The organism is Cryobacterium sp. TMT2-14 (assembly GCF_004402465.1).
GTDB lineage: Bacteria > Actinomycetota > Actinomycetes > Actinomycetales > Microbacteriaceae > Cryobacterium > Cryobacterium sandaracinum.
Genome location: NZ_SOFV01000040.1, coordinates 1 through 13372, shown reverse-complemented (window position 1 = coordinate 13372; position 13372 = coordinate 1). Strand labels below are relative to the sequence as shown.

Below are 13372 nucleotides of genomic sequence, written 5' to 3'. Positions count from 1 at the left end.
ATGCTCCTAAGCGACCAGGTAGGAAGCGGTGACAGCCAGCAGGCCGAGGGCGAACGACCCCGCCAGCAGCTCGGGCACGCGGAACAGCCGCGCCTTGGCCAGGAAGACCTCACCCACGCTGAGCACAACGCCCAGCAGCAGGATTTTCACGGTGACGGCGCCCACGCCGACTATCACGCCGAGCACCGAGAAGTCGGTCATGATTCCCCACGGCACGATCAGGTTGCTGAGCAGGCCGAGCAGGGCGGCCAGCTTGAGCCAGGAGCCGAGTTCGAGCCAGACCAGGTCGCGGCCGGAGGCCTCGAGCACCATGGCCTCGTGCAGCATGGTCACTTCGAGGTGGGTCGACGGGTTGTCGACCGGCAGACGGCTGGTCTCGGCCATGATGGCGATGGCCAGGGCGACCATGGCCAGCAGGCTGACCGGGGAGATGATCACGGCCGGATTCAGGAGCCGGGTCTCCACGATCAGCGAGAGGGTGGAGGTGCCGGCCGGGATGGAGAGCGCGTAGACCGCGAGCAGCAGGGTCGGCTCGACCAGAGCGGCGACGGTCATGTGACGGCTGGAACCCATTCCGCCGAACGCGGTGCCGGCGTCGAGGCCGACCAGGGCCAGGGCCACCACGCCGACCAGCATGATGGAGACGATCACGAACAGGTCGCTGGGGATGAGCGGCAGCGGCAGGGTGCCGACCAGCGGCAGCAGTGCGCAGAGCAGCAGGCTGGAGACCAGGAGGGTGACCGGACCGGCCGCGAGCATCCAGCTGCTGTCGGCGGCGCGCACCGGGTTCTTCGCCAGGAGCTTGCGCACATCGCGCCACGGCTGCCAGATGCCGGAACCGGCCCGGCCTTCGAGAAGGGCCCGCACCTGGCGGATCACGCCGATCAGGAGGGGGGCGAGGAACACGAACAGCACCAGCTGAACCAGGGCGATGATGATCGCCGCGGCGCCGGTCACAGGGACACCACGATCAGAACGGAAAGCAGGGCGACGAAGGAATAGGACAGGTAGCGATGGATACTGCCGTTCTGCGCGCGTCGGGCCAGAATGCCGAACCGTTGCATGAGGTTCAGCACCGGGCGGTAGAGCCGGGTCTCGACCACGTCGGACACGGTCTGTTCCACGTGGACGCGTTCCACCAGGTAGCGGGATTCACCCACGTGGGTGACCTCCACGTCGCGGGTGGGCCGGAGCACGTCGTCGAAGACGCGCACCAGCGGCTCGGCATACGAGGTGGCCGTGTACTGCATCCGCGGCCGCAGCCGTGACCCGCCGCCGGCCCAGGGGAGCGGCGAGGTACGGGTGGGGTGGCGCCGGGCGGAAATGAACAGCGTGATCAGCACGGGCGCGAGCAGCAGGCCGGCCAGCACGATGAAGGTGGTGGGGTCGAGTACGGCGTCAATGCCGCGGGCGTCCAGGCCGGCGAGGCCGATGGTGCGCACGTCGGGGGCGAACGCCGGGCCCACGGCCGAGCCGATGGCCACGGCGAGCGGGCCCGGTAGCAGGCCGAGCCCGACCACGAGGAGGGCGCCGAGCACGAGCGGGATGCGCATGATGACGGGCACCTCGTCGGCCAGTGCGGCCTTCCGGGAGCGCGGGCGGGCCAGGAAGGCGATCCCGTAGGCCTTGACGAAGGTGAGCAGGGCCAGCCCGGCGGTCAGGGCGATCACGGCGACCGCGAGTGGCATGGCCACGGATGCCGCGACGGAGACGACCTCCCCGTCGACCCGTGAACCGTGGATCAGAGCCTGCAGCAGCATCCACTCGGCGACGAACCCGCTCGTGACGGGCAGGGCCGCGGCGCCCATGGCGGCCCCGCCGAACGCGGCGGCGGTCCAGGGCATCCGGCTGCCGAGGCCGCCGAGCCGGTCGAGATTCATCTCGCCGGCCGCGCGGGCCACGGCGCCGGCCCCGAGGAACAGGGTGGACTTGAACGCGGAGTGGCTGAGCATCAGCAGCAGGGCGGCGACAAGGGCCGCGTCGGCCGCGGCAGCTGCGTTGTCGGCGCGCAGCAAAACGGATGCCCCGAGCCCCAGGAACACCAGCCCCATGTTCTCGGTCGTGGAGTAGGCAAGCAGCACCTTGAGGTTGCTCGCCACGGAGGCCTGCAGAATCCCGTAGAGCGCGGACACCCCGCCGAGCACCATGATCAGCACTCCCCACCAGGCCGGGCCGTTCGGCAGCAGCCGTACGACGACGAGGAGTGCGCCGTAGGCGCCGATGTTGACCATCGCGCCGCTCATCGCTGCGGCGACGTGGCCGGGGGCCTCGGGCAGCACCCGCGGAACCCAGACGTGCAGGGGCACGAGCTCAGCCTTGCCGCCGAAGCCGAGCAGCAGCAGCAGGAAGGCCACGCTCGCCTGCCAGGTGAAGGGATCGATGGTGGCGAGGTCGGCGAACCCGGTGCCGCCGGCCAGGCCGGCGAGCATGGCGAAGCCGGCCAGCACGAAGAAGAAGCTCAGCTGCGACATCGCCGAGTACCAGACCAGGGCGGAGGCGACCGTGCCGCGAGTGGCGTGGTGGGCCAGCAGTAGCGCCGTGGAGCCGAGCGTCATGATCTCTAAGAACAACAGGAACGACACCACGTCGGTTGTGGCCGGCACGAGCTGCATGCCGGAGAGGAACACGGCCATCGACAGCCACGAGGTGCGCGAGGCCGAGGCCACGCGGGCCGAGCCGATCCCGAACAGGGAGGCGAGCACGCCGACGACGGAGACGACCACCATGACCAGTCCGCCGAGGCGGTCGGGGGAGAGCACGAGCGGGTCCATCGGCAGGGCGGTGGGGATGTTCAGCGACCCGGTGCCGCCGGAGAGCGCGATCGCACCGGTGACGACGCCGGCCACGGCGAGCAGGGTGCAGAAGAATCCGCTGACCCGCGAGCGCCATGAAGTGGGTGTGAGCAGGGCCGCGGCGATGGCGACCACGAGCAGCAGGGTCTGGCCGAGCAGGCCGGCTTCGAGGGCGGTCATCGACCGGTCATCCGGCGTAGTGCTTCGACGATGACGGCCGGCTCGGGCGGGTTGCCCGGCACGGACAGGTCGACGTGCACGAAGTCCGACACCGGCCCGGCCACGCCGTAACCCTCGGCGAAGACGCCGCCGGTGATGGCGCAGTCGCCGACCGCGATCACGAAGCGGGGGGTCGGCGTGGCGTCAATGGTGCGGCGCATCGGCTCGATCAGGTTGCGGGTCACGGCACCCGTGATCACGAGCACGTCGGCGTGACGCGGCGACGCGACCAGACGGATGCCGTAGCGTTCGACGTCGTAGACCGGGCCGAACGCGCTCTGCACCTCCATCGCGCAGTCGTTGCAGCTGCCGGCGTTGATGAAGCGCACCTGCACGCTGCCGCCGAAGACCTCGGCGCCGGGGAACAGGGCCGGGGCCGGTGGGGCCGCTTCGGCGATGCGGCCACTGGTTCGGATAAGGTTCAGGAGTCGTTTCACGCTCAACTCAGGCTCCGTGTGGCACGATACATCATTACTTCTTTATATACCTATATGATGAATTTATCAAATAGATTGGGGTTATTCTTCGGGCCAGGGCGCGCTGAGGGAGTCCACGGCTTCCTGGGTGTACTCGATCACCGCCGTGAGGAGCTGCTCCATCGAGGTGGACCGCAGCAGTTCGATCTGGTCCAGAGGGCCCAGCGGGGCGATGCCGGCGATCTGCCAGGCGGCCGCCGTCGGATCCCGGGACAGCTCCACCGTCGAGGGCCAGAGCTGGTCGGCGAATTCGCTTGCGAGGGCCAGGGCGCGTCGCACGGCCTGCTCGGCCCGGTCCCGCAGTGGCAGCAGGTCGTCGTCCCAGTCCAGCTCGGCAAGGTCGCGCACCGTGGCCTGGGGGTGCGGGTCTTCGGTCACCCAGTCGATGACCTCGACCCGGCGTTCGCCCTGGGCGGTCACCCCGACGAATCCCTCGGAGGCCTCGAGTTCGGTGATCTGGGCCACGGTCCCGTAGTGGAACCGCCGCTCGCCGCCGCCGACCTCCTGGCCGCGTTCGATCAGCACCACGCCGAACTCGGCCGGCTCCTCCTTGAGGATGCGCGACAGCATGACCAGGTAGCGGTCCTCGAACACCCGCAGCTGCAGCGGCATATAGGGAAACAGCACCGACCCGAGCGGGAACATCGGCAGGGACGTCACCGGCAGCGCGGTCATGGGCGGGTACGCTCCAGCAGCGGGGTGATCCGGTAGGGGATCAGCTCGCCCATGGCCAGGGACGTCTCGGTGCGATCGACACCCTCGCAGGCGAGGATGGTGCCGTCGATGCGGAACAGGTCGTCGGCATCCGCGCACACCACGCGCACCAGGATGTCGGTCGCCCCGCTCATGCCGTGCGCCTGCACGATTTGCGGAATGCGGGCGAGCTCGGCCACGATCTGGGCGAGGCGTTTCTGCTGCACGTGCACCTCGATGAAGGCCGTCAGCGGATAGCCCAGCGCGACCGGGTTGATGCGGCGGTCGAAGGAGAGGAACGCGTTCGACTCCTCAAGCCTGGCCATGCGCGCCTGCACCGTGTTGCGGGAGAGGCGCAGCTGCTGGGCGAGCGCCACGAACGTGCTGCGCGGTTCGGCGCATAGAGCGCGGAGCAACTGTAAGTCGACTTTGTCCAGACTGTGCATACTGCTCGAAGGTAGCAGGCAGGGTGCCCCATGAATAGGGCAAATTGCTCAAAATTCATTGTCATGGTTGTGCTCCGTGTTTCGGAATCGTACGCTCTCAACAACTTCGGCAACGACGCTGGGAGCGCATCTGATGCACACTGTCCACACCGGGGAAACCCCCGACATTCTTCTGCAGCTGCTGAGCCCCGAGGGGATGCGGCTGGCCGACGCCGATCTGGATCCCTGGGTCGCGGAGGTGACCGGGGCCGACCTCGCGGCGCTTTACCAGGACATGGTGGTGGTGCGCCGCATCGACGCCGAGGCCACGGCGCTGCAGCGTCAGGGAGAGCTGGGGCTCTGGCCGCCGTTGCTCGGCCAGGAGGCCGCGCAGATCGGCTCGGGCCGCGCGCTCCGCGCCGACGACTTCGTCTTCTCCAGCTACCGTGAGAACGCCGTCGCCTGGTGCCGGGGCATAGCGCCCACCGACATCCTCCGGGTGTGGCGCGGCACCGCGCAATCCGGCTGGGACCCGCTGGTGTACCGAATGGCGACGCCCAGCATCATCATCGGGGCGCAGACCCTGCACGCCACGGGCTGGGCGATGGGAGCCGTGTTCGACGGCGCGGACTCGGTGGCCGTGGCCTACTTCGGCGACGGCGCGACCAGCGAGGGCGACGTCAGCGAGGCGCTCGTGTTCGCGGCGAGCTTTCAGGCGCCGGTGGTCTTCTTCTGCCAGAACAACCACTGGGCCATCTCCGAGCCGGTCGGACTGCAGACCCGCTTCGGCATCGCTGGCCGGGCCCCCGGGTTCGGCATTCCCAGCCTCCGAATCGACGGCAACGACGTCCTGGCCGTGATGGCCGCGACCCGGCTGGCCCTGAACCGGGCCCGCACCGGGGGAGGCCCCACCTTCATCGAAGCCGTCACCTACCGGATGGGCCCGCACACGACCGCGGATGACCCCACTCGCTACCGGCCGGCGGCCGAACTCGAGGAGTGGGCGAAGAAAGACCCGATCCTGCGACTGCGACGGCTGCTCGACTCTCTCGGCCTGTTCACCCCCGAGCTGGAGTCTGAGACCCAGGCTCTGGCCGACGCCACGGCCGCCGAGCTGCGCGCCGGCTGCATCGGCCTGCCTGACCCGGAGCCGTTGACCGTGCTCGCCAACGTCTACGCCACCCCGCACACCGGGGTCGACCGCCAGCGTGCGGAGTACGGGGCCTACCTGGCGAGCTTCGAGCCGACCGGAGAGAAGGTCTGATGTCAATCGAAACCATCCGGAGTGCTCCGGCTACACGCGCGAACGGCTCGACGCCGGTGCCTGTGACGCCGGTGCCTGTGACGCCGGTGTCGCCGATCGAGGCGGCGCTGACGGACACGAAGACCCTGACCCTGGCCAAGGCGATCAACGCCGGGCTGCGCCAGTCCATGCTCGACGACCCGAAGGTGGTGCTCCTCGGCGAGGATATCGGCGCCCTCGGCGGCGTGTTCCGGGTGACCAGCGACCTGCTCGCCGAGTTCGGGCCAAACCGGGTCGTCGACACCCCACTGGCCGAGTCCGCCATCATCGGCACCGCTGTGGGGCTGGCGTACCGCGGCTACCGCCCGGTCTGCGAGATCCAGTTCGACGGCTTCATCTTCCCCGGATTCGACCAGATCGTCAGCCAGGTGGCCCGGTTCCACTACCGCACCCAGGGGGCCCTGCGCATGCCCATCACCATCCGGGTGCCGTTCGGCGGCGGCATCGGCGCCGCCGAGCACCACTCCGAATCGCCCGAGGCCTACTTCACGCACACCTCGGGCCTGCGCGTGATCGCGGTCTCGAACCCGCAGGACGCCTACAGCCTGATCCGCCAAGCGATCGCCTCCGACGACCCGGTCCTCTTCTTCGAGCCCAAACGCCGCTACCACGTTGCCGGCCCGGTGACCCCGCAACTCGGCGAGCCCTTCGAGAGTGCCCGGGTCGTGGCCGCCGGCACCGACGTCACGCTGATTGCCTACGGAGCGCTGGTGACCACGGCGACGGATGCCGCGCTCGCCGCCGCCGACGAGGGCATCTCGGTCGAAGTCATCGACCTGCGCTCGCTCTCGCCCATCGACTACGCCGCCGTCGAGGCATCCGTTCGCAAAACCGGCCGGCTCGTCGTCACTCACGAGGCCGCCCGCTCGGGCGGGCTGGGTGGCGAGATCATCGCCGAGGTCACCGAGCGCTGCTTCGACTACCTCGAGGCCGCACCGGTGCGGGTCACCGGCTTCGACATCCCGTACCCGGCGGCGAAGTTGGAGAGCCACCACCTGCCCGACCTCGACCGCATGCTCGATGGGGTCGACCGAGTGCTGGGACGACGACGATGATCAAGGTTTTCAGGTTGCCCGACCTTGGCGAGGGGTTGACCGAATCGGAGATCGTTGCCTGGCGGGTCGCGCCCGGCGACACGGTGACGCTCAACCAGCTCATCGCCGAGGTCGAGACGGCCAAGGCCGTCGTCGAGTTGCCGTCGCCCTTCGCGGGTGTGGTCGCCGAACTCCACCAGCAGCCCGGCACCACCGTGCACGTGGGTGACCCGATCGTCTCCTTCGAGGTCGCCGGCGCCGAGCCTCCCTCAGTTCCTTCGGCCGCTTCTCCCGCCGATGCGGCTCCTGCGGCTCCTGCTGGTCCATCGGCTCCTGCTGGCGAGCCCGAACGGCTGGCCGTGCTCGTGGGGTACGGCGCAGCGGCCGAGCGTGGCGGGCGGCCGCAGCGACGGGCCCGCGCGGGGGCGACGGATGCGCCGGGCCGGGCCGGGGTCTCTACTCCGGCAGCGAGGTCCACGTCGGCGCCTGCCTCGACGTCGACGCCGGCCTCAACGTCGGCCGCGTCACCCGCGGCTCGGGAGGTGCCGGCTACCGGGGAGCGCCCGCGGTCCACGCCGCCGGTGCGCGCGCTGGCTCGCACACTGGGCGTCGACCTGACCCAGGTGACCGGGACCGGTCCGACGGGCTTCATCATCCGGGAGGACGTGGCGGCGTACGCCGCCCCCGCAGCCCTCGGCGTCTGCCACACACCGAACGAACCGGGACTCGAGCTCGGGCGCGCCGAACCGGATGACCGGCCCCCGTCATCCGTGCCCCGTGCCCGGGAAACCCGCAGCCCGATCCGGAGTGTGCGCAAGCAGACCGCCGCCGCCATGGTGCAGAGCGCCTTCACCGCGCCGCACGCCACGGAGTTCCTGACCGTGGATGTGACGCCGACGATCGAGCTGATCGACGCGCTGAAACGCGACCGGGGGTTCGCCGACGCGCGCATCGGCGTCCTTGCCGTGGTCGCGAAGGCGCTCTGCCTCGCCGTCGCCCGCACGCCCGAGGTCAACACCCGCTGGGACGAGGCGGCCGGCGAGATCGTGCAGTTCCATTACGTGAACCTCGGCATCGCCGCCGCCACGCCGCGCGGGCTGATCGTGCCCAACATCCCGGATGCCGACCGGCTGGCTCTCGCCGACCTCGCCGCGGCGCTCGCCGCGCTGACCAGCGCCGGCCGGGCGGGAGCGACCAGCCCGGCCGCCCTGCACGGCGGCACGATCTCGATAACCAACATCGGCTCGTTCGGCATCGATGCGGGCACGCCGATCCTGCCTCCGGGGGAGGCCGTGATCCTCGCGCTGGGAGCGATTGCGCCGCGGCCGTGGGAGTATCGCGGCGAGGTCGCGCTGCGGCAGGTGGTCACTCTCAGCGTCGCCTTCGACCACCGTCTCGTCGACGGAGAGCAGGCGGCCCGGTTCCTGACCGACGTCGCCGGCATCCTCGCCAACCCCGCGCGCGCCCTCGCCCTCCTCTAGGAGTCAGTGGTCAGCCCCTAACGAATTCGACGGAGTTTTCGCACCCACAGCCCGAAATTTGGGTAAAGACGGGCATTTTTCCAAGAATCTCCGTCGAATTGGTTCGCAGCCTGCGGGAGCCGGCCGGCAACGGATGCCCCCGAGCGCGCCTTGACGGGGCTCGGACCGCGCAGCAGAGTGGGGGGATGAAATCACCGGGCAACCTCCTCACCCCTCTCGACACCGAGTCCGTGCTCGCCGGCGGAGCCTTCGTCCACCTCGACGGCGCCCTGCACGGCTCGTTCACGACCCGGGACTTCGCCTCGGCTGTGCGCCTGGTCGACCAGGTTGCCGAGGCGGCGGATGCGATGAATCACCACCCCGACGTGCGGCTCGGCTACGGCCAAGTCGGCTTCCGCCTTTCGTCCCACGACGCCGGCGGCGTGACCGACCGCGACCTGCGGCTTGCGCTGCGCATCCAGGAACTCGCGGATGCGCAGGGCGCCGACCGTGCGCCGGTGCGGCCGGCCCGCTACGACGTGGCGATCGACTGCACCGACGCCGAAGCGATCCGGCCGTTCTGGCGGGTGGGTCTCGGCTACGTGGAAATCGACAGCGAGGGCGAGATCGAACTCGTCGATCCACACGGCCAGGGCCCGCGGGTCTGGTTCCAGACGATGGATATCGCTCGCACCGAGCGCAACCGCATCCACCTCGACGTGTATCTGCCCACGATCGACGCCGAGTCCCGGGTGCAGGACGTCATCGCCGCCGGCGGTGATCTCCTCACCGACGAGCACGCCCCCGACTGGTGGGTCCTGGCCGACCCTGAGGGCAACGAGCTCTGCGTCTGCACCACCGTCTCCTGAGCTGGCGACTGAGCCGTCTCCTGAGCCGGCGAATATACTCGTCTGATGGCTCGTCGACCGGTCGTGGACTGAGCCGCTAAGCCCCGGCTACCGCCGAGATCGACACTTCCGGTCGAGGTCGACAGACACACCGGTTGATCTTGACCAGAACGGTCGACGTCGACGGATGCCCGGCTCACGCCGGCGCGAGCCCCCGCCCGCGAGGCTTAGGCGGGCGCGAGCCCCCCGGCCCCGAGCGCCGCGAGCGCCATCTCCTCGAGCAGCGGCCGCACCTTGCCGCTCGGCGACGCCGGCAGCGTGTGCGGGGTCGAGTTCAGTAGTCCGAACGTCGCCCGGGCACGGATGCGCAGCAGCTGCGCATCAACCTCGGGGTGCACTTGCCCGAGCACGCTCACCCACAGCTCCACGTAGGTGCGCTGCAGGGCGCGCACCTGGTGCCGGTCCGGGGCGGCGAGGCTGTCCAGGTCCCGGTCCTGCACGCGGATGACGTTCGGATGCGAGAGGGCGAAGTCCGTGTGGAAGCGCACCAGCGCGTGGAGTGCGCCCGCGGCATCCGGAGCGCCCGCGACCACGGCCTGCCCGCTCGCCACCAGCGTCTCGCTGACCTCCACCAGCAGCGCGGCCAGCACGGCCGGCTTGCCGCTGAAGTGCCGGTAGACGGCCGGTCCGCTCACGCCGACGGCCGCGCCGAGGTCCTCGATCGACACCCCGTTGTAGCCCGACCGGGCGAACAACGTGGCGGCGGCCCCGAGCAGTGCCTGCCGCCGGTCGGCCTTGGCCTGGCTCCGAGCCGTCGGCGAGGACGGGAGGATTCCCATTCGGTGCTCCGTTCACGCGGAAACTCTGGACAACTCAGTTATGAACCGCTAACCTGACTTTCGGTTAGTGCACGCTAACTGTACCGGCTGAACACTCAAGCGGGAAAGCGGGAAGTCGTCGATGGAGACACTCGCGAGTCTGATCGACTCGACCAGTCCGGCCTTCGACGCGAACGCCACCGCCCACCGCGAGCTCGTCGCCGACCTGCGCCGCCGCCTCGCCGTCGTCGCCCTCGGCGGTCCCGAGGCCTCCCGCCAGCGCCACCTCGCCCGTGGCAAACTGCTGCCGCGCGAACGCATCGACCGGCTGCTGGATGCCGGCAGCCCCTTCCTCGAGATCGCGCCCCTGGCCGCCACCGGACTCTACGGCGACGACAGCCCCGGTGCCGGCCTGATCGCCGGGATCGGGCTGATCCACGGCCGCCACGTGCTCGTCATCTCCAACGACGCCACCGTCAAGGGCGGAACCTACTACCCGATGACGGTCAAGAAGCACCTCCGGGCGCAGGAGATCGCATTCGAGAACCGGCTCCCGTGCGTCTACCTGGTCGATTCGGGCGGGGCCTTTCTGCCGCTGCAGGACGAGGTCTTCCCCGACCGTGACCACTTCGGCCGCATCTTCTACAACCAGGCCCGGATGTCGGCGGCCAAGATCCCGCAGATCGCCGCCGTGCTGGGATCCTGCACCGCGGGCGGCGCCTACGTGCCGGCGATGAGCGACGAAACCGTGATCGTGCGGAACCAGGGAACAATTTTCCTCGGCGGCCCGCCGCTGGTGAAGGCCGCGATCGGCGAAATCGTCACGGCCGAGGAGCTCGGCGGCGGTGACCTGCATGCCCGCACCTCCGGGGTGACCGACCACCTCGCCGAGGACGACGAGCACGCACTCCAGATCGTGCGCGACATCGTGCGTTACCTGCCCGCGCCTCCGCCGCCGGCCTGGCCGCGGCTGCCGGCCGTCGACCCCGTTGCCGACCCGGCCGAGCTCTACGGCGCGGTGCCGACCGACCCGCAGGGCCGCTACGACGTGCACGAGGTGATCATGCGTCTGGTTGACGGCAGCGAGTTCCATGAGTTCAAGAAGGAGTACGGTACGACCCTGGTCACCGGCTTCGCGCATCTGCATGGCCATCCGGTCGGCATCATCGCCAACAACGGTGTGCTGTTCTCCGAATCCGCCCTCAAAGGGGCACACTTCATCGAGCTGTGCGATCAGCGCGGCATCCCGCTGCTGTTCCTGCAGAACATCTCCGGTTTCATGGTCGGCCGCGACTATGAGGCCGGCGGCATCGCCAAGAACGGCGCGAAAATGGTCACCGCCGTCGCCACCGCGCGCGTGCCCAAGCTCACGGTCGTGATCGGCGGGTCGTTCGGCGCCGGCAACTATTCCATGTGCGGCCGCGCCTACTCGCCCCGCTTCCTCTGGATGTGGCCGAACAGCCGCATCTCCGTGATGGGCGGCCCGCAGGCCGCATCCGTTCTCGTCACCGTCAAACGCGAGCAGCGGGAGAAGGCCGGCCTGCCCTGGTCGACGGATGCCGCGGAGGAGGTCACCGCGCCCGTCACCGCCCAATACGAGCGGCAGGGCAGCCCCTACTATTCGACCGCCCGGCTCTGGGACGACGGGGTGATCGACCCGGCCGACACCCGCACCGTGCTGGGCCTGGCCCTCGACGTCGTTTCCGGGCCACCCCTGCCTGAGACCGCTTTCGGCCTCTTCCGGATGTGAGGCGCACCATGACACCGAACGCACCGACACCGAACGCACCGAAACCGAACGCACTGACACCGCGCTCGACACTCTTCGAGACCGTGCTGGTCGCCAACCGCGGCGAGATCGCCTGCCGCATCATCCGCACCCTGCGCACGATGGGCATCCGTTCGGTGGCCGTCTACAGCGACGCCGACCGTGATGCGCTGCACGTGAGCCTCGCGGACGCCGCGGTGCGCCTCGGCCCGGCCGCGCCCCAGGCGAGCTACCTGAACATCGACGCGATCCTGGCGGCCGCGGCGGCCACCGACGCCGACGCCGTGCATCCCGGCTACGGATTCCTCAGTGAGAACGAGGCCTTCGCTCGCGCCTGCGCCTCCGCCGGCCTCGTCTTCGTCGGACCGGGTCTGAACGCCCTTGCCGTGATGGGCGACAAGATCCGCGGCAAGAACCATGTCGCCGACAGCGGTGTGCCCGTCATTCCCGGGTTCTCCCGGCCCGGCCAGACCGACGACCAGCTCATCGCCGCCGCGGTGGAGGTGGGCTACCCGCTCCTGATCAAACCGTCCGCGGGCGGCGGCGGCAAGGGGATGCTGCGGGTCGACGCCGCGGGCGAGCTCGCCGCGGCGCTCGTCACGGCGCGGCGCGTGGCGCAGGGCGCGTTCGGCGACGACACGCTGCTGCTCGAGCGCTTCATCGATCAGCCCCGGCACATCGAGGTGCAGGTGCTCGCCGACGCTTCGGGCGCCGTGATCCATCTCGGTGAGCGCGAGTGCTCCCTGCAGCGCCGCCACCAGAAGGTGATCGAGGAGGCTCCGTCGCCGCTGCTCGACCCGGCCACGCGTGCACGCATCGGCGAGGCAGCCTGCCAGGCCGCCCGGAGCGTCGGCTACACCGGCGCCGGCACGGTGGAGTTCCTGGTCTCCGATGCGGCCCCGGACCAGTTCTTCTTCATGGAGATGAACACCCGGCTGCAGGTGGAGCACCCGGTGACCGAGCTGGTCACCGGCCTCGATCTGGTCGAGTGGCAGCTGCGCATCGCCGCGGGGGAACCGCTGCCGCTGACCCAGGCGGAGGTGGTGCTCACCGGGCACGCGATCGAGGCGCGCCTCTACGCCGAGAACCCGGCGCGCGGTTTTCTTCCCAGCCAGGGCACCGTGCGCAGCCTGTCCGAACCGGTCGGCGAGGGCATCCGGGTCGACAGCTCGCTGCGTCCGGGCCTGCCGATCTCGGGGGTCTACGACCCGATGCTCGCCAAAGTGATCGCCTGGGGTGCTGACCGCGCCGAGGCCCTCGCCCGCCTCGACCGGGCACTCGCCGACACCGTGGTGCTCGGGGTGCACACCAACGTGGAGTTTCTCCGGTTGCTGCTGCACAACCCCGACGTGCGTGTCGGTCGCCTCGATACCGGCCTGATCGAGCGCAGCCTGCCCGGTCTCGGACTCCGGGGGATGCCCGGGCAACCGCTGCCCGACCACCTGCCGGCCGCCGCGGCCCTGTTCCTGCACGCGCGCGCCACCGCCACCGCCACCGCCCGCACTGCCGCCGCAGGCGCCGACGCCGCGGGCACCG

At 70.0% G+C, this 13372-nt stretch carries 12 protein-coding genes; 6 read left to right on the top strand and 6 right to left on the bottom strand.

Annotated features, from left to right (window positions below; translation table 11 throughout):
• Positions 1–6: 6 nt before the first annotated feature.
• The 5 genes from E3O28_RS13410 to E3O28_RS13390 all read right to left on the bottom strand — a co-directional run bounded on the left by E3O28_RS13410 (position 7) and on the right by E3O28_RS13390 (position 4626).
• Positions 7–957, bottom strand: coding sequence for an NADH-quinone oxidoreductase subunit H (locus tag E3O28_RS13410; RefSeq protein ID WP_104101118.1), 951 nt, complete (start codon positions 955–957; stop codon positions 7–9).
• Positions 954–2972 carry a proton-conducting transporter membrane subunit gene (locus tag E3O28_RS13405; protein WP_134416421.1) on the bottom strand — a complete coding sequence of 673 codons (2019 nt, stop codon included), beginning with the start codon at positions 2970–2972 and terminating at the stop codon, positions 954–956. The genes E3O28_RS13410 and E3O28_RS13405 overlap by 4 nt, the downstream gene beginning before the upstream one ends.
• Positions 2969–3448, bottom strand: coding sequence for an oxidoreductase (locus tag E3O28_RS13400; RefSeq protein ID WP_198411414.1), 480 nt, complete (start codon positions 3446–3448; stop codon positions 2969–2971). Before E3O28_RS13400 ends, E3O28_RS13405 begins: the two co-directional genes overlap by 4 nt.
• An 81-nt stretch (positions 3449–3529) precedes the next feature.
• A complete protein-coding gene (locus E3O28_RS13395) occupies positions 3530–4162 on the bottom strand; it encodes an LON peptidase substrate-binding domain-containing protein (protein WP_241973132.1) in 633 nt (210 codons plus the stop codon).
• Complete coding sequence (locus tag E3O28_RS13390) at positions 4159–4626, bottom strand: Lrp/AsnC family transcriptional regulator (RefSeq protein WP_104101121.1); 468 nt, start codon at positions 4624–4626, stop codon at positions 4159–4161. The genes E3O28_RS13395 and E3O28_RS13390 overlap by 4 nt, the downstream gene beginning before the upstream one ends.
• A 133-nt stretch (positions 4627–4759) precedes the next feature.
• On the opposite strand from E3O28_RS13390, the gene pdhA reads away from it, so the two are divergent.
• The 4 genes from pdhA to E3O28_RS13370 all read left to right on the top strand — a co-directional run bounded on the left by pdhA (position 4760) and on the right by E3O28_RS13370 (position 9271).
• Positions 4760–5869: a pyruvate dehydrogenase (acetyl-transferring) E1 component subunit alpha gene (pdhA, locus tag E3O28_RS13385; RefSeq protein WP_134416420.1), complete on the top strand. Its 1110-nt coding sequence runs from the start codon at positions 4760–4762 to the stop codon at positions 5867–5869.
• Positions 5869–6963, top strand: a complete 1095-nt coding sequence (locus E3O28_RS13380; protein ID WP_134416418.1) for an alpha-ketoacid dehydrogenase subunit beta — start codon at positions 5869–5871, stop codon at positions 6961–6963. Before pdhA ends, E3O28_RS13380 begins: the two co-directional genes overlap by 1 nt.
• Complete coding sequence (locus E3O28_RS13375) at positions 6960–8423, top strand: dihydrolipoamide acetyltransferase family protein (RefSeq protein WP_134416417.1); 1464 nt, start codon at positions 6960–6962, stop codon at positions 8421–8423. The genes E3O28_RS13380 and E3O28_RS13375 overlap by 4 nt, the downstream gene beginning before the upstream one ends.
• 185 nt (positions 8424–8608) lie before the next feature.
• The gene (locus tag E3O28_RS13370; RefSeq protein ID WP_134416415.1) at positions 8609–9271 is read left to right on the top strand and encodes a VOC family protein; all 663 of its coding nucleotides are present in this window, start codon (positions 8609–8611) and stop codon (positions 9269–9271) included.
• A 206-nt stretch (positions 9272–9477) separates the two neighbouring features.
• Here the strand turns inward: E3O28_RS13370 and E3O28_RS13365 are convergent, their stop codons facing one another.
• The gene (locus E3O28_RS13365; protein WP_134416413.1) at positions 9478–10089 is read right to left on the bottom strand and encodes a TetR/AcrR family transcriptional regulator; all 612 of its coding nucleotides are present in this window, start codon (positions 10087–10089) and stop codon (positions 9478–9480) included.
• Positions 10090–10210: 121 nt separating this feature from the next.
• On the opposite strand from E3O28_RS13365, the gene E3O28_RS13360 reads away from it, so the two are divergent.
• Positions 10211–11818, top strand: coding sequence for a carboxyl transferase domain-containing protein (locus tag E3O28_RS13360; RefSeq protein WP_104101127.1), 1608 nt, complete (start codon positions 10211–10213; stop codon positions 11816–11818).
• A gap of 8 nt (positions 11819–11826) precedes the next feature.
• Positions 11827–13372 (top strand): biotin carboxylase N-terminal domain-containing protein (locus E3O28_RS13355; protein WP_134416411.1); only part of this gene is annotated, 1546 nt, incomplete at its 3' end.

Excerpts from the sequence above, each read along its gene's own strand:
- E3O28_RS13405 (WP_134416421.1), bottom strand. The coding sequence starts at position 2,972 with ATGACCGCCCTCGAAGCCGGCCTGCTCGGCCAGACCCTGCTGCTCGTG.
- E3O28_RS13395 (WP_241973132.1), bottom strand. The coding sequence starts at position 4,162 with ATGACCGCGCTGCCGGTGACGTCCCTGCCGATGTTCCCGCTCGGGTCG.
- E3O28_RS13390 (WP_104101121.1), bottom strand. The coding sequence starts at position 4,626 with ATGCACAGTCTGGACAAAGTCGACTTACAGTTGCTCCGCGCTCTATGC.
- pdhA (WP_134416420.1), top strand. The coding sequence starts at position 4,760 with ATGCACACTGTCCACACCGGGGAAACCCCCGACATTCTTCTGCAGCTG.
- E3O28_RS13380 (WP_134416418.1), top strand. The coding sequence starts at position 5,869 with ATGTCAATCGAAACCATCCGGAGTGCTCCGGCTACACGCGCGAACGGC.
- E3O28_RS13375 (WP_134416417.1), top strand. The coding sequence starts at position 6,960 with ATGATCAAGGTTTTCAGGTTGCCCGACCTTGGCGAGGGGTTGACCGAA.
- E3O28_RS13370 (WP_134416415.1), top strand. The coding sequence starts at position 8,609 with ATGAAATCACCGGGCAACCTCCTCACCCCTCTCGACACCGAGTCCGTG.
- E3O28_RS13365 (WP_134416413.1), bottom strand. The coding sequence starts at position 10,089 with ATGGGAATCCTCCCGTCCTCGCCGACGGCTCGGAGCCAGGCCAAGGCC.
- E3O28_RS13360 (WP_104101127.1), top strand. The coding sequence starts at position 10,211 with ATGGAGACACTCGCGAGTCTGATCGACTCGACCAGTCCGGCCTTCGAC.